This is a genomic window from Enterobacter genomosp. O (assembly GCF_001022965.1).
Taxonomy (GTDB): domain Bacteria; phylum Pseudomonadota; class Gammaproteobacteria; order Enterobacterales; family Enterobacteriaceae; genus Enterobacter; species Enterobacter cloacae_L.
In genome coordinates, this window is the sequence record NZ_LECZ01000026.1 from 635618 (window position 1) to 661685 (window position 26068).

Below are 26068 nucleotides of genomic sequence, written 5' to 3' on the forward strand. Positions count from 1 at the left end.
CCGGCAAAAAAGGCGGCTGGCGAAAGCCGCCTTTTTGTTTTCTTCTATCCGAAATTGTTATTATTTTCTGCTGTTTGTCCCCATTCTTCATATTTATTAATCAATAAAGCCATAGTTAATAATCTATTGATAGTTAAGTAAATATCAGTATTCGGCTGCGCTTTTAAAATATATCTTTTGCTGAAATGGCGTCGCGGAATATCCCCACTACGCTTAAAAAAGATAATAAAAACAGACCTTCTTCGAAGGATCTTTTCATCTGCACAGCAAGAGACTCCCTATGGCTACGATGACATGGCTGTATCCGCACGCGCCTCAAAACGACCAGTTCTCGCTTTCTGCAATTCGACGACGCGCCGACAGGCTAATACTGGGGCTTATCTGGTCGATGTGGGGCATCTCGCTGGGCGTAGGTTACATGAATGAGAATATGGTGCAGGGTGCGGTTGTCGGCACCTCGCTGGCCGGTTTATCGACGCTGTTAACGCTGTTGCTTTCCGGCACGCTGCTGCTCCGCCTGAGCTCTGCGTTTGTGCTAATGGCATTTTCCGCGTTGCTCATTCATCTGGGTGAAGGTGAAACCGAATACCATTTTTCTGTTTTCGTCCTGCTTTCCGCGCTGCTTGCCTGGCGAGACTGGCGGCCCCTGGTGATGGGGGCGGCGGTCATCGCGTTACATCATCTGGTATTTAACTATCTACAGCAAAACGACCTTTACGGTGTCGTGGTATTCATGCACACCGGCTTTCATATGGTGGTTTTTCATGGCCTTTTTGTGGTGGTCCAGACCGCGATCCTGGTCCTGCTGGCGATACGAATGGAGCAGGACGCCCGTTCAGCGAGCGAGGTGGCAAGGCTCGCGGGCGTGATCAACCGCGAGCCAGGGTACCTCACGCTTGCCGTCGATGCGGTGCCGGCAGAGTCTCCTTTTGCCCGCACCTTTAGCCTGACGCTTGGCACCATGCGTGCCACGCTTGAGCAGGTCAGCGTCAATATCGGACAACTGCTGGAGGCATCCCGCGCGTTAGGACAGCGCAACAGCGCGCTGTCGGAGCGAACCGATCACCAGGCAAGTTCGCTGGCGACGGCTGCCAGTGCGATGGAACAGTTAAGGGCAGTCGCAACCCTGACCAGTGAAAAAGCCAGCCAGGTCAGGGAGGTGGCGTTCAGCACCAGTAACGTGGCGGAACAGGGGGGCCATAACGTCCGGCAGGCGATTGCGGCGATGGAGCACATTCGCGAGGAGTCGCAGCGTATTTACGCCATTCTGGAGCTGATCGACGGGATTGCGTTTCAGACAAATATCCTGTCGCTCAACGCCTCGGTCGAGGCTGCAAGAGCGGGCGAACATGGCAAAGGCTTTGCGGTTGTTGCCTCGGAAGTGCGTGTATTGGCCCAGCGCAGCGAGGGGGCTGCAAAAGAGATCCGCCAGCTTCTGACCGCATCGCAGGCGACCACGCAGCAGGGCGTCGAGCAGGTTGAGCATGCCGGTATGACAATGAAGTCGATCATTGAGAGTATCGAAGGGCTTCGCTCTCTGCTTGAAGAGCTGTCTCAGATGAGCGAGCAGCAGCGGGCAAGCATTGCGCAGATGAACGACAGTATTGCCAGCATCGATGCCAGCGTGCAGGAGAATGTGCGACACGTTGCGCAAACATTGCAGGTAGCCGACGCGCAGCGGCAGCAGACGGGTCAGTTAAAAGAGGCGATTGCCGTCTTCAGATTTAACTAGCTTTGCTTTTCAGAAGGGGTGCTGGTGCCAGACGCCAGCGCGTCCTCATCAAGCGCAACGCAGGTGACGTTTGAGGTACGGTACTCACCGTCTGATAGTTTGCGCGTGAGGCGCAGGGTGGCGATTTCACGGGCAAGCAGATACTGGTAATTGGCCTCGAGGCGTCCCAGAAGTTTCTCTTTCAGATCGGGACGCTGTTCAATGATGGCGTTCATCACGGCACCGTAAATTTCTTCTTTTACCTGCAGAGGATAAATCTCGCGGCGATTCTGCCATTTCAGACGGACCAGCGTCGCCGGGATCGATACCAGGTCTTGTGTAATTCGCGTCATCTCGGCATTTTTTGTTTTTCGCAGCGCGTCGAGATTTTGCTTTAAGATAAATTCATCACTTTTTTTATCATCTAAAGTCAAATAAACGTCGTTGTTTTTAACTTCTGTCACGTTAATCTTCCCCCAGGCTATAAAAAATTGGGTTGTTTTTTTCACGCGTAATTAAATTAAGCCAAATTTCATTGCCCGCCTCATTAATTTCTTTGGTTTTCTCGGCCATTATTTGACTTAGTTTCTGGGCATCTATTTCACCTTCGGCCTGCAGGTCGTTCAGCAGGTGGACAAAGGCTTCAATTTTTATGGCGCGAAATAAGCGGTCTTTTATATGACGATCGTGCTCTTCCAGCAACATATTACGGGATTTGCCGGTGCGGGAAACACCAATTAATATATCAGGCTCGAAATCAGAGAGTTTTCTTTTCCCCTGAGTGAAACTGACCTCTTTTTCTGCTTCCGTCGGTTGCTGTTCCACAGGCGTAATATGGTACTTAGCCGGGACGAGATAGTCGGGCAGCATTTTTAATTTCCTTTAATTTCAACAGGGTGGGGTTGGTAAAGGCGTGAGATTCGTTGACAATATCATGAGGCAAATTTAAAATCAAAAAAAATGGAGCCTACCCATGAACAGCATCTTTTTTACGGTCATCACATTACTATTACTGACCGCTGGTGTTCTTTTATTGATGCAGGAGTTCAATAAAACGAAAGTGTCGAAAGACACCAGTGAACCCCCACAACCGGAGCTCATGACAAAAGAGGAAGGTGAAGACCATTTCTCTGTATTGATGAACTCCGTTACGCCTGTTTGGTACTGGCGGGTGAACCACGAATATATCGACTTTTTACATGCGACAATTAAACGTATGAAAATGTCGGAAATTAATGACACCCCTGGACTGTTTGAGGCGCAGCGTCGTTGTAGCGACCTGAATTCAGCCGTGTATAAATATTATGACAATATCAAAAAGCGCTGCCTTAACGGCGAGAAGGTATCTTATTCCGACCTGGACGTATTAAATTTGCGTCAGTGTTTTCGTGAGTTTAGCCTGGAAGCCTACCCGGAGCTGGTGGTATTGGTCTGGCCGGAGTATGCCCGTCCGGAGGTTAACCCAGACAACGTCTGAGTAACGTACTGGTTAGCTATTGCAAACAGTCAGCGCCGTTGAGATATACTGGGCGCTGGTTTCTTTTGCAAACAGGACTTTATGGAACGCTTTTTTGAAAATGCCATGTACGCCTCCCGCTGGATACTGGCCCCCGTCTATTTTGGCCTTTCGCTGGCACTTGTCGCGCTGACGATTAAGTTCTTTCAGGAAATCTGGCATGTTCTGCCGAACATTTTTTCCATTGCCGAAGCAGATTTAATTCTGGTTCTGCTATCGCTGGTGGATATGACCCTGGTGGGCGGACTGCTGGTGATGGTGATGTTCTCCGGCTACGAGAATTTTGTCTCCCAGCTGGATATCGACGAGCGTAAAGAGAAGCTCAGCTGGCTGGGCAAAATGGATGCCTCGTCGCTCAAGAATAAAGTGGCCGCGTCGATTGTGGCGATCTCCTCCATCCACCTGCTGCGCGTGTTCATGGACGCGAAGAACGTGCCGGATAACAAACTGATGTGGTACGTCATCATCCATCTGACGTTTGTGCTGTCGGCGTTTGTGATGGGGTATCTGGATAAGATCAGTAAGAAATAAAGTACACCTTACCCCTCACCCTAACCCTCTCCCCAAAGGGGAGAGGGGACCGCGTGGTGCGTCCTTTCTCCCTCTCCCTGTGGGAGAGGGCCGGGGTGAGGGCTATTTCTCCGACGACGCCTGCCACAGATTCAACTCCCCATCCGCAACATGCTGGTCAATCCGCTTGAGTTCATCCTCCGTAAAGCGCAGGTTTTCCAGCGCCTGAACATTCTCTTCCAGCTGTTCCGGACGGCTTGCGCCAATCAGTACCGACGTCACGCGTTCATCCTTGAGCAGCCAGCTTAGCGCCATCTGCGCCATCGTCTGACCGCGGGCGTGCGCCATCTCATTCAGCAAACGCAGGCTGTTCAGGTTGGCGTCGGTCAGCATTTTTTCCGTCAGGCCGCGTACCTTCTTACCTTCACGCTGCATGCGTGAACCTTCAGGAATACCGTTCAGGTATTTTCCGGTCAGCAGCCCCTGCGCCAGCGGCGTAAACGCGATGCAGCCCGTACCGTTTTTCTCAAGCGTATCCAGCAGGCCGGTGTGATCCACCCAGCGGTTGAGCAGGTTATAGGATGGCTGATGAATAAGCAGCGGGATTTTCCACTCGCGAAGCAGGTCGGCCATTTTCTGCGTGCGCTCCGTTGAATAGGACGAAATCCCGACGTACAGGGCTTTCCCGCTCTGCACGGCGTGGGCCAGCGCAGCGGCAGTCTCTTCCATCGGCGTGTTTTCATCCACGCGGTGGGAGTAAAAAATATCCACGTACTCGACGCCCATACGCTTCAGGCTCTGGTCGAGGCTGGCGAGCAGATACTTACGCGAACCGCCCGATCCGTACGGCCCCGGCCACATGTCGTAACCCGCCTTGGTGGAGATAATCAGCTCGTCGCGATACGCGGCAAAATCCTCGCGCAGCAGGCGGCCGAAATTCTCTTCCGCGCTGCCCGCCGGCGGGCCGTAGTTATTGGCGAGATCGAAATGGGTAATGCCGAGGTCGAAGGCTTTGCGCAGCAGCGCGCGCTGGGTATCAAGAGGCTGGACGTGGCCGAAGCTGTGCCACAGTCCCAGCGACAGCGCAGGAAGGCGCAGGCCGCTCTTTCCACAGTAGCGGTACTGCATATGTTCATAGCGGGTAGCGTCAGGGTACCAGGACATGATGTCTCCTTTTCTTATCGATAATTTTTTGAAACGTCGTTTTCATTCTGAACTTATCACATCACTAAGTGCGAAGATAATGGTTAACGGTGGCTGTGCGACCAGTGAAGCCACGCTAATTAAAAATGATCACAAAACGTTATAATTTCCCTGTTTCCTGCCGATAACGAGAGTAGTACTCGCCTCTGGGCGAATTCACCCTCACGGCAAGGAAGACTTATGAATATGCTCCGTAATTTCACGATCCGCTTCGTCATGCTGACGATTCTCGGGATCTTTTGTTTAATGTGGGCGGGCGTTGGCTTGTACAGCACCTGGTCCCTTTCTCGCGTTTCAGATGGCAATGAGGTGGACCGCCAGCTGGTTAAACAGATGACGGTGCTCAGCCAGGGCAACGATCAGTATTTCCGCTTTGTGACCCGTCTGAGCCGCGCAATGGAAGTCAAAGCCGCAGGCGGCACGCCGGATCTGGCCTCTGCCCAGCAGGCGCTGGATAACATGGGCAAGAAACTGGCCGAGATGAAAGCGATCTCTCCAGGCCCGATGGATGAGCAGATCTCTTCCCGGGTGATCGGCACCTGGCAGGCGCTGCTAGAACAGGGCGTCACGCCGCAAATGCAGCAGGCGAAGCAGGGGGCTCTGGAGGGTTACCGCCAGCAGGCCAACAACGTTACGCCACCGCTGAGCCGCGCGTTCGGTGCGGCTGCTGAGGCGTTCAACAATGCCGCCGCGAAGTCGCTCGACAGCACCCGCGTGGTGGTGGACGGCCTGACCAGCATGACCCGCACGGTGATTATCGTCGCCACGATTATCGGCCTGCTGATCCTGCTCTTCACCGACCGCTACCTGGTGGCGATGCTGGTCAAACCGCTGGACCGCATCCGTCAGCAGTTCCGCCAGATTGCCCAGGGCGATCTCAGCCAGCCCATTGAGCCGTTCGGCCGCAACTGCGTGGGACAGCTGGTGCCTCTGCTGAGCGCCATGCAGGACAGCCTGCGTGAAGCGGTCAGCACGATTCGCTCCGGCAGTGAGAATATCTGGCGCGGTGCGACGGAGATCTCCAGCGGTAACAACGATCTCTCTTCCCGTACCGAAGAGCAGGCGGCCGCGCTGGAAGAGACGGCGGCCAGCATGGAACAGCTGACCGCCACGGTGAAGCTGAACGCGGAAAGCGCGCGTCAGGCAAGCCAGCTGGCAGATGTGGCCTCAACCACCGCCAGCCGCGGCGGCTCGCTGGTAGAAGAGGTCGTGAGCACCATGAGCGGTATTTCTGAAAGCTCGAAGAAAATTGCTGAAATCACCAACGTCATCAACAGCATTGCCTTCCAGACCAATATTCTGGCGCTTAACGCGGCGGTTGAAGCGGCGCGCGCGGGCGAACAGGGTCGTGGTTTCGCGGTAGTGGCTGGTGAAGTTCGTAACCTGGCAAGCCGCAGCGCCAACGCGGCCAAAGAGATTGAGGGGCTGATTACCGACTCCGTTTCCCGCGTAGAGCAGGGGGCGAAGCTGGTGGGCGACACCGGCACCACCATGGATGCGATTTTGCGTGACGTGACGGAGGTGACGACCATCATGAAGCAAATCGCATCGGCTTCTGAGGAGCAAAGTAAGGGGATTTCTCAGGTCGGTATCGCTATTACCCAGATGGACGGCGTCACCCAACAAAATGCCTCGCTGGTGGAGGAAGTTTCCGCGGCGGCGGCGGCGCTGGAGCGGCAGACCGAAGATCTTCAGCGCTCGGTGCAAAAATTCCGCCTCACGGCATAACGCTATTTTGCAAGGCCGCCCTTTGCGGCCTTGCTTTATCAGCGCCTTTCACATTTAGGTCTCTCTAAACTGCTATTCTTTGGCTAACCCCACTGACGTTCTGGGCTCCTTCCACGAGGTGTTGCTATGAACAGATCGTTATCTGCCATCTCTGTCCTTTCGTTCATTTTCATGGTGCTGTTCCCGATTTCTGCCAGCGCGACCGAGCAGGCGCAGGAACGGCGCGTGGCGCGTGATGTCAGGCAGGAAACCCGCGACGCGTCACGCCAGGTGAAGCAGACCTGCGTGGCGAACAATAACCAGAGTAATCACGACTGCCGTCAGGACAAGCGGCAGATGAAGCAGGCTGGCAGACAGAAAGCGCGGGACATTAAGTATTAATGCTGTTGACGAGAACCGTACAGGAATAAAGCGCTCTTGATAAGCGGAAAGGATGGCTGGAGGTGTCATTCATGCCGGGCGGCGAACCGCCCGGCCAGTCGTCACGCCTGACGCTTATCTTCCGTATTTGTATCAAAGTCGCTCGCCGCGTGGCGCTCGTGGAGCTGCTCGTTCAGCTCGCCGCTGGTGCGGTTAACGATGCGTCCGCGCTTGACGGCATGGCGGTTCGCCACGTCTTTCGCCCAGCGCTGTACGTTCGTGTACTTCTCTGCGTCGAGGAACTCGGCGGCGTTATAGACGCTGCCCAGCGCCACGCAGCCGAACCATGGCCAGATGGCGATATCCGCGATGGTGTACTCCTCACCCGCGACGTAACGACCGCGCGCCAGCTGTTTATCCAGCACGTCGAACAGGCGTTTGGCTTCCATGGTGAAGCGGTCAATCGCGTACTCAATTTTCACCGGCGCGTAGTTGTAGAAGTGACCAAAGCCGCCGCCGAGGAACGGCGCCGCGCCCTGGAGCCAGAACAGCCAGTTCAGCGTCTCGGTGCGTCCCGCCGGATCTTTCGGCAGGAAGTGACCGAACTTCTCTGCCAGATAGAGCAGGATATTGCCGGATTCAAATACGCGCGTTGGCGGAGTCGTGGAGTAGTCGCGAAGCGCCGGTATTTTCGAGTTCGGGTTCACGTCAACAAAGCCGCTGGAGAACTGGTCGCCCTCGCCGATGCGGATCAACCACGCGTCGTACTCTGCGCCCGTCACGCCCAGCGCCAGCAGCTCTTCGAGCATAATCGTCACTTTCTGGCCGTTGGGTGTGCCCAGCGAGTAGAGCTGCAGCGGGTGAGAGCCGACAGGAAGATCTTTCTCATGCGTTGCGCCGGAAATCGGACGGTTGATGTTGGCGAACGCGCCGCCGCCGTTCTTATTCCATTCCCATACTTTTGGTGGCTGATACGTGTTGTCTGACATGTTGGCCTGCCTTTTTAGTGATGTGTTGAGGCAGTGTAGCAGGAGATTTGTGAACCGTTTAACGTTGTGAGCGCAAGCAATTAACCGCTATTCCTTCTGGCGCTTATATATATCAAATCCGGCATAAGCTTAATCGAAAATCGCATTTTCATAATTAATGCGTAAACCGATAAAGCTGCATATGATGCTTCAACATAAATAAAAAATGCAGTAATAAACACTTTATAAGGCAAGGAGTTAGTGAGATGCGCAAGCTTCTGTTATCGGCAGTGGTGGTTTCGCTCGCGTTAGGCCTGGCGGGCTGTGATGATGCAAAAAATAAAGAGACAAATATGCCCCCGGCGGCAAAAAGCGACGCGCCGAAAGAGGGTGGGTCACTGATTATCGGGATTACCTCCGGCGACCCGTTAGCCGTTAATCCGCTCTACGCCAGCGACCGCACAACGTTAACCATCATGCAGGCGCTCTATGCCCCGCTGTACAGCTTTAATAATGGCAACATTGAGTGGGGCCTGGCGGAAAGCCTGACGCCGTCTGCCGACAACCTGAGCTACACCCTGACGTTAAAACCCAACCTGAAATGGCAGGACGGACAGCCGCTGACGGCGGACGACGTGGTCTTTACGTTCAACAAGCTGCTGGATGCCAAACAGCACAGCTTCTTCCGCAGCATGTTCACCTACGGCGATAAGCCGGTACAGGTGAGCAAGGTCGACGACCGCACGGTTAAATTCACCTTACCGCAGGTTAGCGCCGCCTTTACCGGCACTCTGGTACAGATCTACCCGATCCCGCAGCACGTGTTCGCCGGTGAAGGTGACCTGGAAAAGAGCACCAAAAACGATGCGCCGGTAGGCTCCGGGCCGTTCAAATTTAAAGAGTACCGTGCCGGGCAGTATTACGCCTTGACCCGTTTTGACGATTACTGGAACGGCAAAGCGAAGCTTGATTCAGTGACCTATCGTTTCGCCAAAGACAGTAACGCCGCCAACCTGGCGCTGCAAAACGGTGAAATCAACCTCAAGATGGTTGACCCGCAGGATGTGAACCGCCTGAAAAATACCGGTAAGTTCGACTTCGTGGTCTATCCGGAAGGTCGTCTGGCCTATATGACGTTCAACCAGAACGTGCCGGTGATGAAGAGTAAAGAACTGCGTCAGGCCATTGCTTACGCCATCAACAAGGACGAGCTGACCCAGACCGCGTTTACCTCGCTCGACTACGCCAAACCGGCAACCTCGTTCCTGACGCCAGATACGCTTTACAAGACGGATGACGTCGAGCAGTACAAATTTGACCTGCAAAAGGCCAAAGATCTGCTTAAAGCGTCCGGCGCGCCGGAAAATCTCAAGCTGCGCCTGGCGTATGTGAACACCAACAAAACCCAGGAGAGCATGGCGCTCTATATTCAGCAGGCGTTGAAGGGCATTGGGGTGAACGTGGAGCTGATGCCGCTGGACTCCAACGCGATGTCTCAGCGCAGCCTCGACATGAATAACACCGCGTGGGAGCTGAACCTGGGCGGCTACATCATGGGCTCAGAGCCGGACGGCTATAAATCGCTGTTCATGAGCAACGAGGCCTATAACTACGCGCACTACAAAAATCCGCAGTTCGATGCCCTGTGGGATAAAGGCGCCGTGGAAACCGACGCCGCGAAACGTGCCGATATCTATAAGCAAATTCAGCAGACCGTGGCAAACGACATGACGTACTACCCGATCGCCTATACCAATGCGACCGTCGCGGTGGACAAGCGTTTCGGCGGTACCCAGGAAGCAGAGCCGAAACCGGTTTACCTGTTCCAGGATCTGTCAAAAATCTATCAGAAATAAGCGATTGCCCCGGCCGTCAGGTCGGGGCTTTGGTAAGGGCTCGTCGTGAACACACTCCTCACGCGTCGGCTGCTGCAATTGCTGCCGATGCTTTTCTTCATTTCGCTGGTGGCGTTTTTGCTGGTCAAGCTTGCGCCCGGCGATCCGGTGGCCGCGTACATCACGCCGCGTATGGCCCCGGAAGATATCGAACGTATTCGCCAGAGCCTGGGGCTGGATAAGCCGCTGGTCACGCAGTACGTCCTGTGGCTGAAAAACGTCCTGCAGGGCGATCTCGGCTATTCGCTGATTTACCACCGCCCGGTGCTGGAGATGATCGGCGAACGCATTCCGGCCACGCTGGGGCTGATGGGCGCGTCGCTGCTGATGGCGATCGTGCTGGCTATTCCGCTGGGCCTGCTGGCGGGGGCATTTAAGCACCGCTGGCTGGATCACCTCCTGAACCTGTTCGCCTATATCGGCATCTCGGTGCCGATTTTCTGGTTCGGTATTTTGCTCATCACCGTCTTTGCCGTGCAGCTTAACTGGTTCCCCAGCATGGGGATGCGCACCATCGGCGTGGAGGATAACGGGCTGGACGTGCTGCGCCACGGCGTGCTGCCGTGCATAGCGCTCACGTTCTACAACCTCTCCAGCTACGTGCGCTACATCCGCTCCAACACCATTTCGCAGCTCTCCGCCGACTACGTGCAGACCCAGCTTGCCTACGGCGCAACGCGTTCCAGTATTCTGTTCCGCCATGTGCTGAAAAACGTCTTGCTGCCGGTGATTACCCTGTTCGGCCTGTCGTTCGGCGAGCTGATTGTGGGGGCCTATGTAACCGAGAGCGTCTTCTCCTGGCCGGGGATGGGGCTGCTCGGGATCCAGTCGATCGCCTCATTGGACTACCCGCTGATCATGGCGATCATCATGCTTTCGTCGATGATGCTGATCGTCGGTAACCTGATCGCCGACGTGCTTTATCGCTTCGCCGATCCACGCATTCGTACGCTGAGGTAACCCGGATGAGCAGACGCTGGCAGCAGGTTCGTCACCAGCTGCGCCGCAACCGTCCGGCGCAGTTCTCTCTGTTTGTACTTTTTATTTTCGTTGTCGCCGCGCTCTGTGCGGGCTTGAGTCCGTACGATCCGGATCGGATGGCGCTCGGCGCGCGCACGCTACCGCCGGATGCCGCGCACTGGTTCGGCACCGATGAATACGGGCGCGACTACTTCACCCGCGCGCTGTATGGCGGCCAGATCTCCCTGATGGTCGGTTTTCTCGCCATGCTCTTTTCCACGCTTATCGGCACGGTGGTGGGAACGGTGAGCGGCTATTTTGGCGGCTGGCTGGATAACCTGATGATGCGCGCCGTGGATATCCTGATGGCCATTCCGGCCTTCTTCCTGCTGCTGGTGGTGAATGCTTACCTCAAGCCGGGCGTGGATAACATCATCCTGATTATCAGCCTGCTGACGTGGATGAACATGTCGCGGCTGGTGCGTGCCGAAACGCTGTCGGTGAAAGAGCGCGAGTATGTGCTTTATGCCCGCGCGTCGGGAGAGCATCCGCTGCGTATTATCGTGCGCCACATCATTCCCGGCGTGCTGCCGACCATTATCGTGGCGGCCACGCTTAATATCGCCTCGGCCATTTTGATGGAATCAACGCTCAGCTTCTTAGGGCTGGGCGTGCAGGCGCCCGCGGCGTCGTGGGGCAGTATGCTTAACAACGCCCAGTCTTATATTGGCGAAGCGTCGTGGCTGGCGATGTTCCCCGGCATTCTGATCCTGCTGACGGTGTTCAGCTTTAACGTGCTGGGCGATGTGTTCCGTACCGCCTTTGAGCCAGGAGCGAATCGCGATGAGTAACTTATTAGCGCTTGAGAACCTGCAAACCACGTTCCGCACCCGCGAGGGCGAGGTTCACGCGGTGCGCGGCGTGAGCTTTCAGGTTCAGCCGGGCGAACTCGTCGGTATCGTCGGCGAGTCGGGCTGCGGGAAAAGCGTCACCTGCAAGTCGATCATTCAGCTTCTGGGGAACAACGGACGCATCGCCGGGGGCAGCATCCGCTTCCAGAACGAGGACCTGGCGCAGAAAACTCCCGCGCAGATGCGCGCCATTCGCGGCAACGAGATCGCGATGATTTTCCAGGATCCGATGACCGCCCTGAACCCGGTGCTGACCATCGGTAAACAGATGGCTGAGATCCTGATGCGCAACAAAGGGCTCAGCAAAAAAGAGGCCAGGGCGGCGGCGATCGCCATGCTGGAACAGGTGGGCATTGCCGAAGCGGAACGCCGGTACGACCAGTATCCGCACGAGTTCAGCGGCGGCATGCGCCAGCGGGTGATGATCGCCATTGCGCTCTCCTGCAATCCGAAGCTTCTTATTGCCGATGAACCGACCACCGCGCTGGACGTGACCATTCAGGCGCAGATCCTGCGCCTGCTGAAAAGTCTGCAACAGCAGACCCGGACCGCGATTTTACTGATCACCCACGATCTCGGCGTCGTGGCGCAGGTCTGCAGCCGCGTGGTGGTGATGTACGGCGGGCTGGTGATGGAGGAGGGGAGCGTGGAGGACATTTTTTATCGCCCCGCGCATCCCTACACCCAGGGGCTTTTGGCCTCGCTGCCGCGCCCGGATGAGGTGAATCAACGTCTATCGCCGATTGAAGGTTCACCGCCTGGCCTGCTTAACCCGCCGCCGGGCTGTCCGTTCGCGGAACGCTGTCCGAAGCGCATGCCGCAGTGCGAGCGGCAGCCCGCGTTTTATCCCGCCGGCGAGGGCCATCGCGCCGCCTGCTGGCTCTGGGCCGATAAGGAGATTCAGGCATGAGTGAACAACAGGCGCCTTTAGTGAGCGTACGGGACCTGCGCAAACACTATCAGCTTAACGGCGGTTTGCTGCGTAAGGGCGTGGCCGTGAAAGCGGTTGATGGCGTGAGCTTTGATATTCAGCCGGGCGAGACGTTTGGCCTGGTGGGAGAGTCCGGCTGCGGGAAATCCACCCTCGGGCGCGCCATCCTGCGCCTTTTCGATATCACCTCGGGCGAGATCCACTTCGCCGGGCAGGCGATCGCCCACGCCCGTGAAAAAGAGCTCAAGCCGCTGCGCAAGCGGATGCAGGCGATTTTTCAGGATCCTTATTCCTCGCTTAACCCCGGAATGACCGTGCGGCAGCTGGTGGCCGAGCCGATGCAGATCCACGGCTACAGCCGGGAAGCGCAGCAGGAGCGTACGGAAACGCTGCTCTATAAAGTTGGGCTGAAGCAGGAACACCTTGAACGGTTCCCGCACGAGTTCAGCGGCGGGCAGCGCCAGCGCATCAGTATTGCCCGCGCGTTGTCCGTGAATCCTGAATTTGTGCTGTGCGATGAACCGCTCTCGGCGCTGGACGTCTCGGTGCAGGCGCAGGTGGTGAATATTCTGCAGGACCTGCAGCAGGAGCTGGGGCTGACCTATCTGTTTATCGCCCACGATCTCTCCATGGTGCGCCATATCTCCAGCCGCATTGGGGTGATGTACCTCGGCAAACTGGTGGAGGTGGCTCCGGCGAATGAGCTGTATCAGAGTCCAGCGCACCCTTACACCCGCGCGCTGCTGGCGGCGGTTCCCCGTCCCGACCCGCGCATTCGTCACCTCGACGACGCCACCCTGCGCGGCGATATTCCAGGCCCCACGTCCGCGCTGCCGGGCTGTAAGTTCTGCAGCCGCTGCCCGCATGCCGTGCCGGTTTGCCGGACGCAGGAACCCGCGATGCAGGAGATTGCGCCAGGGCATTTTGCGGCATGCTGGTTGTTTAAGATTTGAGCCTTAAACGTGTCGGGTGGCGCTTCGCTTACCCGACCTACAGGGTTTTGTGTTTCGTAGGCCGGGTAAGGCGAATTATTTGCCACGCAGGTGTATGATAAATATCCCTCTGTCAGGTTAATTACAACGTGCAGACGACGACAACCCCTAAAAAATTGCCGCCTGCCTGTTTTAGGTTGGATACATGCGTAAAGGAAAGTTAAGCAGTGATGCGCCATTCGGGACATTGTTAGGCTATGCGCCCGGCGGCGTGGCGATTTACTCTTCAAATTACGGCAGTCTGGACCCGCGCAACTACCCGGAAGACGCAGATTTTCGCAGCTATATCGGCAACGAATACATGGGCCACAAGTGGCAGTGCGTTGAGTTTGCCCGCCGTTTCCTGTTCCTCAACTATGGCGTCGTGTTTACCGACGTCGGCATGGCATGGGAGATCTTCTCCCTGCGCTTTTTGCGCCAGGTGGTGAACGATAACATTCTGCCCCTTCAGGCCTTTGCCAACGGCTCGAAGCGCGCGCCGCGCGCCGGAGCGCTGCTGATCTGGCAAAAGGGCGGCGAGTTTCACGAAACCGGCCACGTGGCGGTGATCACCCAGCTTCTGGACGATAAGGTGCGTATCGCCGAGCAGAACGTCATTCACGCTCCGCTGCCGCTTGGGCAGCAGTGGACGCGCGAGCTGCGTCTGAGCGTTGAGAACGGCTGTTACACCCTTCATGACACGTTCAGCGACACTGAAATTCTCGGCTGGATGATCCAGACCGACGACACGGAGTACAGCATTCCGCAGCCGGAAATCGACGGCGAGCTGCTGAAAATCCGCGGCGCGCGGCTGAAAAACAAACGCCAGTTCGATGGCAAATGGCTCAACGAAAATGACGAACTCCAGCAGGCGTATATCCGCGCGAACGGTCACTTTATCAACAAAGATCCCTGCCAGTACTTCACCATCACCGAAAGCGCCGAGCAGGAGCTGATCAAAGCCACCAACGAGCTGCACCTGATGTACCTGCACGCCACGGATAAGGTGCTGAAAGACGACAATCTGCTGGCGCTTTTCGACATCCCGAAAATCCTCTGGCCGCGTCTGCGCCTCTCCTGGCAGTGGCGTCGTCATCATATGATTACCGGTCGTATGGATTTCTGCATGGATGAGCGCGGGATTAAGGTTTACGAATACAACGCCGACTCCGCGTCCTGTCACACGGAAGGCGGGCTGATCCTCGAAGAGTGGGTCAAAAACGGCTATCGCGGCAACGGGCATAACCCGGCGGAAGGCCTTCTGGAAGAGCTGACCGGGGCGTGGAAACACAGCCACGCGCGCCCGTTCGTGCACATCATGCAGGACAACGATGTCGAAGAGGACTATCACGCGCTCTTTATCCAGCGTTCTCTGCTGCAGGCCGGGTTTGAAACCAAAATTCTGCACGGGCTTGGCGCTCTGAGCTGGGATGCCGCCGGGCAGCTGATTGACGACGAAGGTCGCCACGTCAACTGCGTGTGGAAAACCTGGGCGTGGGAGACGGCGATTGAGCAGATCCGCGAGGTCAGCGAAACCGAATACGCCGCGGTGCCGATCCGCACCGGGCACCCCGAGGGTGAGGTACGCCTGATTGACGTTCTGCTGCGCCCGGAAGTGCTGGTGTTTGAACCGCTGTGGACGGTGATCCCGGGCAACAAGGCGATCCTCCCGGTGCTGTGGCAGCTCTTCCCGAACCACCGTTACCTGCTCGATACCGATTTTGAGGTGAACGAGTTACTGAAACAGACCGGCTATGCCGTTAAGCCCATCGCCGGGCGCTGCGGCAGCAACATCGATCTGATTAGCGCCGAGGACGAGCTGCTGGATAAATCCAGCGGCAAGTTTGTTGACCGCAAAAACATCTACCAGCAGCTGTGGTGCCTGCCAAAGGTCGACGGCAAGCATATTCAGGTTTGCACCTTTACCGTGGGCGGGAACTACGGCGGAACCTGTCTGCGCGGAGATGACTCGCTGGTGGTGAAAAAAGAGAGCGATATTGAACCGCTGATCGTAGTGAAGGATAAGTAACGCACACACGCTATAGCAAAGCCCCGCAGCACATCCTGCGGGGGCTTTTTATTACGGTTCTTCCTCTTCCAGCTGCTCGCTAATCTTCAGATCGATGATGCGGCCAATCTGGTCGTGGTACACGGTCAGCAGGTTGTACTGGCTCATCTCGGAGATGATCTGCGGTGAAACGTTAAAACTGCGGGCCAGCTCCTCCTGGTGAAAATAGCCCGGCTGGCGTCGTCTCACGTGGGCGCGGCGGCGGTTGTACTGGTACCACAAAATCAGCAGCCAGCCGTTGAGCGCGGCGAACAGCAAGTAGATCAACACCGTATTAAAGGACGCGATAATCACGCCCCAGCGGTAGTCGCTCTCCTCGGTTAGCTGCATCCAGAGCCTGGCATAAAGGAAAAACAGAAAACCTCCCCATGCCACCAGCGTCAACGCGGCATCGAAAAGACGCGGCATGAGCCGATGCTCGGTCAAAATTAAGGTATTTTCATTCATTGCAGGCTTCCTTTTCCCCGGTCCGGACTGATCCAGCGCGCGCGGGCACGCTGGCGTTTAAGCATGACTTTTGGAAATGCGACGAGGGTCGTGAACAGGCCAATCATCCAGTACACCATCGGGAACCAGATTACCCAGAAAAGCGAGCTGGCCACGTTCCGCTCATAGCGCCGCTCGATGTACAGGCTGGCCAGGAACTGCAGCAGGCACATCACGCCCAGCAGCAGCCCGGTAAATGCCGGGGGAAAGAGGCTCTCAACGATCAGGTTCGCGGGAAGGGGCGCGACATGGCTGATGATGAACAGCAGCACCGTCATCGCGTAGGCGAAGGCCCACAGCGTTGACAGCGCGTACTCCAGAAACAGCGGCCACATGCGGTGATGCTCCCAGCGCACAATCTTGCGCAGGTTGACCAGAAACACCTCTGCGCCCCCCTGGGCCCAGCGCAGGCGCTGCTTCCACAGGCCCTTGAGCGTCTCCGGCATTAAAATCCAGCACAGCGCCCGCGGCTCGAAAAAGATATCCCAGTGGCGCAGCTGGAGCTTCCAGCTGATGTCGATGTCCTCGGTGATCATGTCCGGGCTCCAGTAGCCGACGTCCGCCAGCGCCTGTCGGCGAAAGGCGGCGATGACGCCGGAGACGGTAAAGACCCGGCCATAGATCCGCTGCGTCCGCTTGATGAGCCCGATGATTGAAGAGAACTCGCCCACCTGAATGCGGCCAAGCAGTGTGGACCGCGTGCGAATGCGCGGATTGCCGGTCACCGCCCCGACGTGGGGATACTGAATTAGCGGAGCCACCAGATAAGCGGCGGTATCGCGATCGAGCAGCGCGTCGCCGTCAATGCAGACCAGCAGATCGCCCCGGGCCGCCGCCGCCCCGGCTTTCAGCGCCAGCGCTTTCCCCTGGTTCTCCGCGAGGTTAATCACCCGCAGGCGCGGCTGTTCCTGCGCCAGCGCCTGCAGCACCTGCGCGGTGTTGTCAGAAGAGCCGTCGTTGATGGCGATTACCTCTATATTTTCATACCGCTGATCCAGCGCGGCGCTGATGGTCTCTCTGGCGTTCCTTTCCTCATTAAAGCAGGGAATAAGGATGGAAATGAGCGGCTCACCGGCGAGCGTCGGGGCGGGCGTGTCGTTATCCCACGACCAGTGCCGTTCAAGCTGAAACCAGAAGTAGAGCCCGCCGGTTATCCAGAGCACTGACATGAACAGCGGCCAGAAGAACACAAAATCCAGAATCAGCTCACCGGTAAAGAGGGCGGCCACGCCTAACGGCAACCCGAATACCAGACATAAAATAGAGAATGCAATAATGCGATCAGTCATTGTCAGGGTACCAGTACGAAGAAAATTCAGGCCTGATACGTGAAATATCAGGTTGGTTGTTGAGGAAGTCGTCGGGGTAGTAACCGTAATTTTTGACGCCGTTCAGCTGGAGCACGCGCATCCACTCTGCAAGCTGGCTATCGGAAACGGCGCGCTGCGGTTTCTGGTCCCAGTCCCTGGCCTGCAGCTCGAAAATGGTTTTATCGAGCGCGCCGGGATGTGCGGCGACGGCGTTAACCAGGCGCGTCAGCCAGGCATTGCTCTCGTCGACCGGGACGGACTCCATCAGCGGCATGGCCATCGGCACCGTCCAGTCATACTCCGCCAGAAAATCATCAAGATTCTGCGCAAACCACGCCTCGCTTTCGGGCTGCAGAATGGGTAAGGCGAACATATTGCGCGCGGTTTTTATCTGCGGGCCGCGGATGTGCTTCACCGCCAGGCTCAGGGCGTGGGTAAACCCGATAAGCAGCTGGCTTTTCTGCCGCGTGGTGTTCTGAGATACATCGTCCACGTCCGTCAGCACCGCGTCGTCATGGAACAGGATCCCGTTGAAGCTGGCATAGCGGGCCAGATCTTCATAGATTTCCGTCACCTGCTGGCGCACCTGTGGGCTCCACGGGGAGAGCCGGATATAGGGCTCGGTGGCGTCGCTCAACCGACCGGTCTGACGATCCCGGCGCTGCACGCGCGGCAGGGAAGGATCGAGATCGAACGAGAGCACCGGCATCCACGCGAAGACTTTTACCCCCGCGCGGGTTTGCAGCTGCCAGGAGACAAAATTAAAGAGATCGGCCCGGACCGGAAGCCGGCGGTTGGGGAAATAGAGCGCTTTGATCCTGCCGTCGCCCTGCGGATCGGCAAACGCCTGCAGGAAGACGTGGCTGATTTTCATGTCGTAGACCCGCTGGATCAGCCTGTTGATGTTTTTGGTCTGCTGGGCCGGATCGGGATCGTAAACGTAGTCGAGATCGACGTGCATCACGCGCACCGGCTCTGACTCCTGAACCTGGCTGACCGTGCTGGCAAAGGTTTTGAGCGAGGGATTTCCGGCGATCAGCAGACGGGGAATGCTGCCGAGATTGCGCACGTCACCCAGTCCGTCCTCAAGGGTAAACGCCAGCTGATAGCCCTGCTTTTTGGCAATCGCAAGCGACGTGCCGTTGGCGGCGCCATACGGCCAGACCCAGGCGCGCGGCGCCTTGCCGGTCACCTGGGTGATTTTTTCAGTCACTTTGCGAACGTCATCACCAATCCGCTGGCTGAACTGCGGGTCCGTTTCATAGCGGCCCGTTGCTTTGTCATAAGCGCGATTGGCGATCGCCGGTTCGCGGCTGCCCTGCGGGTTGGCCTGAATGCCGTAATGCGAGGCCCAGGTATGCGAGCCGATCTCAATCAGCGGGGAGCGGCTGAGCTCGCGCACCATGTCCCACGTCGCGAAGCGATCGCGGGGCGTCATCAAGCCGCCGAAGTTAACCTTTTGGTTTGCCGGCGTATCCACCCAGCTGCCCACCGGCGCCCACAGCGCAGGCACGTTCCATGCCTGAAGCAGCGGCCAGACACGGGTGTAAAAGCTGCTGTAGCCGTCGTCAAAGCTGAGCAAAACGGCCTTTGGCGGCAGCGTTTTTTTCCCGTCATGCGCATCGAGAATGTCCTGCACGCTGATGGCGTGATAGCCGTTGTGCACAAGCCAGCTAATCTGCTCGTTTAACGCGCTGGTGCGAACGGAGAGGTAGCGCTGGTCGGCGGCATCATCTTCTACGTCGTGGTAGGCCAGGACCAGAAACTGGTTCGTCGGCCAGGGTTTGGTCGCCTCCAGCTGCGGTCGCGCTTTGGGCGCAATGAACGAGATCGCCTGCGCGCAGACGCTCGCGCTAAGGCAGAGCCAGCCGAGGAGTATCAGGCTCACGGAAAAACGTGTGTTCAGCATATTCATCCTTAAAAGCGTAAAGTCGCGTCAAACGTGACGGAGAGGTTGCTCTCGCGTTTGCCGTCGTAAGGGCGCTTATCCCAGTTCAGCATCACGCCGGTATCAATGACGTTGTTCCACTGAACGCGTTGCCCGTAACCCAGCAGTGCGATGGCGCCAGCGGACTGATTTTTCTGCCAGTAGCTGCCGCCTCCCGCCACGAACTGCTGGCTCCAGAGGGTGTCGTAATGGCGATACATCTCATGGTCAACGGCCAGGGCAGCCGTCACGGACAGGTCCCGCGCCGGGTTGTAGTAGAGCGTGTCCCGCAGGCTGTTTTTACTGGCGGCGATCCCCGGTTCGAGATCCAGCGTCAGGGACGGGGCCTGCCAGAGGCGCTCCTTACCCGTGAGGGTGTATTCCTGCCGGCGGTTATGGTCCGAGAAGCGGCTGACGGCGGCGTTGAACTGGTACTCGCGGCGCTCGTTTTGGTACCAGCGCACGCCGCCTTCACCCCGGTTTGCGCTAATTCCGTTGCGTAAGGCCCGCAGAGGCGTGGTGCGGGACAGGCGTTCGAGGCTGCCGCTGACCTGCCAGTTATCCGTGAGGCTGTACGTGGTTGAGAGGCGAGCCCCCGGCTTGTTTTCCCCGTGATAGCGGTTGCTGGAGAGCTCGGCTTCGAGCTGAAGGTCACGAGGCCGCCATTCAACGCCGCCCAGGAGGTGGCGGCTGGAACCTTTGCCTTCATCAAAGTTACCCTGCCCATAGCGGGTGCCTGCAAACAGCCGCCAGCTATCCGCGATGGGCGGACCATAAAGCGTGGCGTCCCAGGTCAGGTCGTGTGTACCGCTGACGGGGTTATCGGAGTGCAGCCCTTTTCCCGCGTTGAGGCGCAGCTCGGACATATGGTGGACTGTTCTGAGCCTGTCCAGACGTCGGGCGCTGCGATCGACGGGGGCGCGAGCAAGCACGTCGTCGGCCAGTAAATCCATCTGCCGCCACTCCTGCAGATCCATAGCGACGTAGGCCTGCTGCTGCTCGAGTTCCAGATTCGATGGCTCCAGCGCCTCTGCCATTTTCAGCTTTTGCTCGGCCGCGCGCGGCAGGCCCCGGGCCTGAAGCAGGGTGGCATAGTCAATCTGCAATCCCTGGTTGCCCGGCGCCGTTGTGGCCAGATGGTGCGCCAGCGTTTCGGCTTCCGGCAGGGCGCGGGTTGCCAGCAAATAGTTAAAGCGAAGCGACTGTCCGATAAGCCACCGATCGTTCGGCTGAGGTGTAGGGGAACCGAAGTCGTAACGGGTCCAGGGGACGCTGCGGGTCTGGCGCTCAACGTACTGGCGGGCGGCCGGGTACTGGCCGGTATCCAGCCAGGCGTAGAAAAGCGCGTGCTCCTCGTCCTGCGGGTTTGAAGCGTATTGCGGATAGCGCTGCACAAGCGAGAAGGCGGCAGCGCTATTTTTCTCCTGCAGATACGCGGAGATAACCCAGCCTATTGCCCAGCCCGGCACCGGATGCTGCGCTGCCGTTAGCGCCTGATACTCGCGGATGACCTGCGGGTAATCGCCATGCGCATACAGCGTGCCAAGCCTGTCGATGCGTGCAAGGATGATGTCTTCCGCCGCCTGCGGATCGTTTTGCCAGCGAGAAAGCAGGGCGTCGTAACGATTCAGTGCGCTTTGCGCAAGCTGCAGGCGCTCTTTTTCCGTCCTGGCAGGCACATCCGCAAGGCGAACCCTTTCGGCAGCGGCGTTAAGCTCAAGACGGCGACGCTGTGCGGGTGAGAGCGTCACCCTTTGTGAAAGCTGCAGCGCGGGGGTATTCACCCGGTTATCCGTCAGCGCCTCGATCTGCTCGCTGAGCAGCGCGTTATTCTCTGGCGCGATGCCTAGCGCGCGCGTGTCCGCTAAAAGCCGATCCCAGCTTTTTCCCTGGCGCAGCCAGACGTAAGAGAGCGTCTGTAGATGGGCCTGAGAGGGGTTTTCCGCGACCAGCCGCTGGGCTTCCTGCAGCGCGAGGGCATCCATGCGCGCATCGGCCAGGGTTTTGATATAGCCGATACGATAATCGTCATTATGCGGCGCAAGGCTACGCGCCTCTTTCCAGAGCGATAGGGCCGGCTGCCACGCTTTTTGATTTCGCCTGGACTGCGCGACGGCGGCAACGCCGCGGGCGGGCAGCGGCATATAAATACCGTAACGCTGCCAGACCTGAATCACCTCGTCATCGCGACCTGCCCACGCTGCCACCTGTAGCCAGTCCGCAACTTGCTCAGGCGTCAGGGCATGCTGTTGCTGATAACGCTGAAGATAATCAAGAAACGACGTGTAATTACCGTTACGCGCCTGTTGAATCTGCTGTTCGTAAACGGATTCCGAAGCCTGAACCAGAACAGGAAAGAGTAATAACAGGAACAATAATGTTGGGGCGCGATAAAAGAATAACGTATTGAAGCGAAGTGAGCTTTCCATATCTATTTGCCATTTGTTTATCATGAATCCATTGCATAACACGGCCGCCTTTAAGCTCAGCGTTAAAGGCCATAAAGGAGAACATTAAATCTGAATGCAGTGACGTTATGGGGTACTTACTTAAAGGTAATTATGGATCCTTATCTCAGTGGACTGGGTGAAAGGTAATGTACACCCGATATCTTGCCGGATAAATATGTTGAAAAGCGGCTGGGTTGTTTTGAGATAATTCTGGATTGAGCGGTCTGTGATGATTATTTTGAATTGATGGTTTATTTATAACTTATTGAAAATAATCTATTTTATTTTTATTGTGACAGTTTTGTATATATTTTAAATGACGATTATCTGCGCCAATTAAAGTACTTTCTGGTGCATGTTTGGGAAGTTTCATGACAAAAATTCTTAATGTTTAGAGAAGTGACTTTTCTGCGATTGTTTTTTATTTATAATTAATGGCAGCCATTGAATGATAGTCTACAGGAAGTCTTACCCATCAATGTCTGTATTGAGGGATGTCCAAAGCCGGAAACATTAATCGTTAATATAACAGCGCTATAAAACGAAGGCGGCCTTCTTTGCGAAGGATCGTTCTTGCTTTAATCTAAAAGGGATGGTTAGTGGCAACTTCAATAGTGTTAGTGACTCAGGATCGCTATCTTGTGAGGGGGATGAGGATATTCTTTCCGGATATTATCCTGCTCGACTCGATTGACCGAAACATATTTGATAACGGTGCAGATGAATATTCTGTATTGATTGATAGTCGTTCTCCGCTCCGTTTATATGATTACCTGATACGCCATCCGGCCAGAACGAAAAAAACGATCTGCTGCGTTATGCTTGATATGCGCCATCGCGAGGAGAATCTGCTCAGTATGAAGCTGTTTATGAACGCGTCGCTCACCGCGCCGGATATGGCGTCGCTGTTTAATCTGGTTCTGAATATGAAGGGCAGGCGCCTGACCACGAAGTGGCTGCTTAATTTACGGCTTAGCACGCACGAAGCGATCATGTTGCGGTTGCTGAGGGCAGGCATGTCGATGGAGGAGGTGGCAGGCGAGCTCAATACGTCGGTTAAGAGCCTCTACCGAAAACGCACGGCTCTCTCGGAACGGCTGGGGGCCGAAAACTTCAACGAGGCGTGTTTGTTTATCTTTAAAAACAAACTGCTGGACGCAGGTGGGAACGATCCCTAGGGTGGGGAGAAACCAAAAGCATAGAACTGACTTGCGGGCGGTATTCTGAGTTTTAAGAAAACTGGACGGTGACGACATCCTTGTTTTAGCTATGGATTTACTCTGGCTCAAAACGAGAGAAAGGACGTTGTAATGGACACGGTTGAAGAGACTGGTTGGAAATTTTTCTGATGCTACATGATGAGCAAGAATTGTTTGATTACCTCACTGAGAATTACAGTGACCATAAATCTCCGGCAAACAAAGAATGGACCTTCCAGGAGCATATCAATCTTATACCTGAAGATCTTGAGGACATGCTGCTTGACCTTTTCACCCGGTACGGAATTGAGTACAGCAACTTTGTGATGGACCATTATTTTGAACCGGAGCTGTTTTGGTTTCAGTTTCGGCTCAGAAAAAAATTCCGCGATCGGCAGTATAAACCGCTAACCCTCTCTGCGGATAAGGGGGGGTAGATAGCCCTGCCGCCAGTTCCGGGCAGTGGGTGACCAGACGGCCTTCTTTGCGCCAGTGTTGCAGCAGATCTGAGGAACAGGATTTATCGGTACCGTTGTAGCGGACAAGGTGCCCTGACAGGCAGGCGCTAAGCAGGATTATTTCTTTGACGGGCATGGGAGATACCTTTGATAAGGTGCGTGGTAACGCGCTTATCTCGATACCGGCGGATATAAGGTGGCAGAAAATGAGCGGGTGGCGGTTGGATTTTGGGGGAGAGGAAACGCGTATTATAATGAAAAACGAATAGTATCTTCTGCTCTTTAACCCCGTTTATGAACTGCCAGAGGCTAAGCCATGTATTTTATCCTGAGCGGGTGATACCAGAAGGAGACTCCTGGAAGTGATTGAAAAATTTAAAAGGACGTTAGAAATGAATAAATATCTGTCTGGTCTGTGTGTTGTTCCTTTTTTTTATTTTTCTTCAATAGGTTACGCGCACTCTGCGGGTCTAAATAAAGTTCAGGTTAGTATCAAACCCAGCAGCGCTAATAGAGGATATATCCCGGTAATTTCTGATGCAGATGAAATCGAGCCTTCTGATTTCAGGGAGACGGATCTACAGGAGATGCAGGATAGCCTGAGGAAGATGAAGTCCGACAACCGCAAAGTCGATGAGCTAACTCAGAAGGTTTTACAGCTTGAGAGAAAGAATTCTGAGCAGGAGAGTAAGATCGAGCGATTGCAAAGAAGCCTTGATGACATGAAGCGGAGCAACGACAACCTTTCAAATCAGGTCAGCAATTTATCCGGCAAAATTAAGTGATAAAAAAGAGCCACCGCCTGTATTAACTTACCGAGCTAGTAGCGTAAGCGTGCCTGCATTAAAGCCACGCTTATCAGCGCCCAGAAATCGGCCGTAGCCATATAGCAAAAACCCAGCCATAGGCTGGGTTTTCTAAATAGTGGTGCCCGGACTCGGAATCGAACCAAGGACACGGGGATTTTCAATCCCTTCAAAAAAGACCAAATGCTCTATCAGCACTAACAGTTTTTTACTGGTTTGCCTTGAGAAAAATGTTTAAGTTTGCTGCAATATGATGTAAGCAATGCTTAAATACGGTGTTTCGAAACTACCATAATCCTACCATCAAATTGCCTTGGTTTAAGATGGCCCATCTTCGTTTCCCAGTTCTCAACTATATTGCATTAGGTGAGAGAACTTCATAATGAGCAAGCTAAAGCAATTAGCTCTTCAGAGATATCTGGGCTGATTCTGGTTGTTATGAGCTGCAAGAGCTGACGTCCTCAGGTTAAGGATTACTAAGATAAGTTTGTTTTCTTCGAAAGCTCTTGATATTTCATGACATGGGCTAGATCGTGAACATATTGAAAGTTCGAGATAGTCAAGGTAAACCTCACTTAAAGCAATTACAGTAACTAAGGTTACTACTACGTGGAGCAATTTTGATATAGTTGGAGAGAATAAAGAAGAGTTCTGTTGTTCCAGACTCTTGGTCTCGTTGAAGCACAAAAGGATAGGGTGTGAACAAAATAAAAGCTGACTCAGATTTTCTTGTTAGTCATAAAATTAAAACATTGATTGGTATGACTTTGTTCGTACTTAAGGCAAGCCCTAATGTTCCGTTTACTGCCAGGCAGTTGGCAATCAAAGTTTGCGAAAGCTTTCCTGAATACGCAGAAAAGAAACTTGCTTCATCAGAACATCTTTCGAGTGTTGAAGACCTAATCTCCCAGGTAGCGGCAGAGATAGGCGCCCAAAGACCTTCGCTGGTCAAGAGAAATGCTCATATTAATGTGACGGCAGGAAAACCTAGAAAGTATCTTTGGTCAGATGATGAGGCAAAGGGCATACAATTAAATAAAGATATCTTTGTCACGGATGATGCTGACGTTTCTGATCCCCATGGCGAATTTTATTCTGAGCATGAATTATATCCTCTTCTAAGCGAGTATACTTCGAGTTCATTAAACGTGCTTGTTCGTCGTGTAGATGAAAAGAAATCCAAAAAGGGAGCCTTCAAGAGTAATAAGTGGGTACATCCAGATGTTATAGGGGTCCAGGATATTGGTCATAATTGGTCGTCCTTGACTAAGGATGCGGTTTCAATTCTTGGTGGTAAACGTGCTTTTCTTTGGTCTTTTGAAGTAAAAAAATCTTTAGTTATTTCGAACGTTAGAGAGGCATACTTTCAGACCGTTTCTAACTCATCATGGTCTCACTATGGTTATCTTGTAGCTGCAAGCATTGAGAATAACTGTATTGATGAGTTAACTGTTCTGAATGCGGCACATGGTATTGGCGTTATCCTCCTCGATGTACATAATCCGTCTGAAAGTCAGATTCTTCTTCAAGCAAAAGAAAAAATAAGTTTAGATTGGCAAACTATTAATCGCCTTATTGAATTGAATTCAGACTTTAAAGAATATATTGATTTGATAAACCAATTCTCGTTAAATAAAAAACTTAAAATAAACGAATGGGGTATTGAATATGAATAGATTTTTTCTCTTAATCAATTGTAA

General features: G+C 54.9%; 23 protein-coding genes and 1 pseudogene. 15 read left to right on the top strand and 9 right to left on the bottom strand.

Annotation, left to right across the window (positions count from 1 at the left end; all coding sequences use genetic code 11):
• Positions 1-280: 280 nt before the first annotated feature.
• A complete protein-coding gene (locus ABR39_RS16830) occupies positions 281-1732 on the top strand; it encodes a methyl-accepting chemotaxis protein (protein ID WP_047347849.1) in 1452 nt (483 codons plus the stop codon).
• Here ABR39_RS16830 and ABR39_RS16835 read toward each other — a convergent pair.
• Both ABR39_RS16835 and ABR39_RS16840 read right to left on the bottom strand, forming a co-directional pair.
• Positions 1729-2175 (bottom strand): hypothetical protein, encoded by a 447-nt coding sequence (locus ABR39_RS16835; RefSeq protein ID WP_047347850.1) that lies wholly within the window; start codon positions 2173-2175, stop codon positions 1729-1731. The two genes, ABR39_RS16830 and ABR39_RS16835, sit on opposite strands and share 4 nt — an antisense overlap.
• A 1-nt stretch (position 2176) precedes the next feature.
• The gene (locus tag ABR39_RS16840; RefSeq protein WP_047347851.1) at positions 2177-2581 is read right to left on the bottom strand and encodes a hypothetical protein; all 405 of its coding nucleotides are present in this window, start codon (positions 2579-2581) and stop codon (positions 2177-2179) included.
• A 103-nt stretch (positions 2582-2684) separates the two neighbouring features.
• Here ABR39_RS16840 and ABR39_RS16845 point away from each other — a divergent pair, with 103 nt between their 5' ends.
• Both ABR39_RS16845 and ABR39_RS16850 read left to right on the top strand, forming a co-directional pair.
• Entirely contained in the window at positions 2685-3188 is a 504-nt protein-coding gene (locus ABR39_RS16845) for an ESA_00282 family adhesion-associated protein (RefSeq protein WP_008499806.1), read from the top strand.
• Between the two features lie 81 nt (positions 3189-3269).
• Complete coding sequence (locus tag ABR39_RS16850; RefSeq protein WP_047347852.1) at positions 3270-3758, top strand: TIGR00645 family protein; 489 nt, start codon at positions 3270-3272, stop codon at positions 3756-3758.
• Positions 3759-3860: 102 nt separating this feature from the next.
• On the opposite strand, the gene ABR39_RS16855 is transcribed toward ABR39_RS16850, so the two are convergent.
• The gene (locus tag ABR39_RS16855; RefSeq protein ID WP_047347853.1) at positions 3861-4901 is read right to left on the bottom strand and encodes an aldo/keto reductase; all 1041 of its coding nucleotides are present in this window, start codon (positions 4899-4901) and stop codon (positions 3861-3863) included.
• 219 nt (positions 4902-5120) lie between these two features.
• On the opposite strand from ABR39_RS16855, the gene ABR39_RS16860 reads away from it, so the two are divergent.
• Positions 5121-6668, top strand: a complete 1548-nt coding sequence (locus ABR39_RS16860; protein WP_047347854.1) for a methyl-accepting chemotaxis protein — start codon at positions 5121-5123, stop codon at positions 6666-6668.
• 126 nt (positions 6669-6794) lie between these two features.
• The gene (locus ABR39_RS16865; RefSeq protein ID WP_047347855.1) at positions 6795-7049 is read left to right on the top strand and encodes a hypothetical protein; all 255 of its coding nucleotides are present in this window, start codon (positions 6795-6797) and stop codon (positions 7047-7049) included.
• 101 nt (positions 7050-7150) lie between these two features.
• Here the strand turns inward: ABR39_RS16865 and yghU are convergent, their stop codons facing one another.
• Positions 7151-8017, bottom strand: a complete 867-nt coding sequence (yghU, locus tag ABR39_RS16870; protein WP_047347856.1) for a glutathione-dependent disulfide-bond oxidoreductase — start codon at positions 8015-8017, stop codon at positions 7151-7153.
• 245 nt (positions 8018-8262) lie between these two features.
• Between yghU and ABR39_RS16875 the strand changes: the two genes are divergently transcribed.
• From ABR39_RS16875 to gss, 6 genes are all read left to right on the top strand, one after another.
• Positions 8263-9852, top strand: coding sequence for an ABC transporter substrate-binding protein (locus tag ABR39_RS16875; protein ID WP_047347857.1), 1590 nt, complete (start codon positions 8263-8265; stop codon positions 9850-9852).
• 45 nt (positions 9853-9897) lie between these two features.
• Positions 9898-10851 (top strand): ABC transporter permease, encoded by a 954-nt coding sequence (locus ABR39_RS16880; RefSeq protein ID WP_080471866.1) that lies wholly within the window; start codon positions 9898-9900, stop codon positions 10849-10851.
• Between the two features lie 5 nt (positions 10852-10856).
• A complete protein-coding gene (locus tag ABR39_RS16885; protein ID WP_023294546.1) occupies positions 10857-11702 on the top strand; it encodes an ABC transporter permease in 846 nt (281 codons plus the stop codon).
• Positions 11695-12672, top strand: a complete 978-nt coding sequence (locus tag ABR39_RS16890) for an ABC transporter ATP-binding protein (protein ID WP_047347858.1) — start codon at positions 11695-11697, stop codon at positions 12670-12672. The genes ABR39_RS16885 and ABR39_RS16890 overlap by 8 nt, the downstream gene beginning before the upstream one ends.
• Entirely contained in the window at positions 12669-13646 is a 978-nt protein-coding gene (locus ABR39_RS16895; protein WP_047347859.1) for an ABC transporter ATP-binding protein, read from the top strand. Before ABR39_RS16890 ends, ABR39_RS16895 begins: the two co-directional genes overlap by 4 nt.
• Before the next feature lie 184 nt (positions 13647-13830).
• On the top strand, positions 13831-15693 hold the full coding sequence (gene gss / locus ABR39_RS16900) for a bifunctional glutathionylspermidine amidase/synthase (RefSeq protein WP_047347860.1): 1863 nt from the start codon (positions 13831-13833) through the stop codon (positions 15691-15693).
• A 51-nt stretch (positions 15694-15744) separates the two neighbouring features.
• Here gss and pgaD read toward each other — a convergent pair whose 3' ends face one another.
• Genes pgaD through pgaA form a run of 4 tightly spaced genes read right to left on the bottom strand, consistent with a single transcriptional unit; the run spans position 15745 to position 21884 of the window.
• On the bottom strand, positions 15745-16179 hold the full coding sequence (pgaD, locus tag ABR39_RS16905) for a poly-beta-1,6-N-acetyl-D-glucosamine biosynthesis protein PgaD (protein WP_047347861.1): 435 nt from the start codon (positions 16177-16179) through the stop codon (positions 15745-15747).
• The gene (pgaC, locus tag ABR39_RS16910; RefSeq protein WP_047347862.1) at positions 16176-17507 is read right to left on the bottom strand and encodes a poly-beta-1,6-N-acetyl-D-glucosamine synthase; all 1332 of its coding nucleotides are present in this window, start codon (positions 17505-17507) and stop codon (positions 16176-16178) included. The genes pgaD and pgaC overlap by 4 nt, the downstream gene beginning before the upstream one ends.
• The gene (pgaB, locus tag ABR39_RS16915) at positions 17500-19437 is read right to left on the bottom strand and encodes a poly-beta-1,6-N-acetyl-D-glucosamine N-deacetylase PgaB (RefSeq protein ID WP_047347863.1); all 1938 of its coding nucleotides are present in this window, start codon (positions 19435-19437) and stop codon (positions 17500-17502) included. Before pgaB ends, pgaC begins: the two co-directional genes overlap by 8 nt.
• An 8-nt stretch (positions 19438-19445) precedes the next feature.
• A complete protein-coding gene (gene pgaA, locus ABR39_RS16920; RefSeq protein ID WP_047347864.1) occupies positions 19446-21884 on the bottom strand; it encodes a poly-beta-1,6 N-acetyl-D-glucosamine export porin PgaA in 2439 nt (812 codons plus the stop codon).
• 671 nt (positions 21885-22555) lie between these two features.
• On the opposite strand from pgaA, the gene ABR39_RS16925 reads away from it, so the two are divergent.
• Together ABR39_RS16925 and ABR39_RS16930 are read left to right on the top strand one after the other, a co-directional pair.
• Positions 22556-23083, top strand: a complete 528-nt coding sequence (locus tag ABR39_RS16925; RefSeq protein ID WP_047347865.1) for a LuxR C-terminal-related transcriptional regulator — start codon at positions 22556-22558, stop codon at positions 23081-23083.
• A 170-nt stretch (positions 23084-23253) separates the two neighbouring features.
• Complete coding sequence (locus ABR39_RS16930) at positions 23254-23541, top strand: DUF1493 family protein (protein ID WP_047347866.1); 288 nt, start codon at positions 23254-23256, stop codon at positions 23539-23541.
• On the opposite strand, the pseudogene ABR39_RS25015 reads toward ABR39_RS16930, so the two are convergent.
• A pseudogene (locus ABR39_RS25015) lies at positions 23525-23698 on the bottom strand (2-thiouracil desulfurase family protein); the annotation flags it as partial. The gene ABR39_RS16930 and the pseudogene ABR39_RS25015 sit on opposite strands and share 17 nt — an antisense overlap.
• Positions 23699-23924: 226 nt before the next feature.
• On the opposite strand from ABR39_RS25015, the gene ABR39_RS16935 reads away from it, so the two are divergent.
• Together ABR39_RS16935 and ABR39_RS16945 are read left to right on the top strand one after the other, a co-directional pair.
• Positions 23925-24347, top strand: a complete 423-nt coding sequence (locus ABR39_RS16935) for a hypothetical protein (RefSeq protein WP_240477079.1) — start codon at positions 23925-23927, stop codon at positions 24345-24347.
• A gap of 719 nt (positions 24348-25066) precedes the next feature.
• Positions 25067-26044: a hypothetical protein gene (locus tag ABR39_RS16945; RefSeq protein WP_052952201.1), complete on the top strand. Its 978-nt coding sequence runs from the start codon at positions 25067-25069 to the stop codon at positions 26042-26044.
• Positions 26045-26068: the final 24 nt, after the last annotated feature.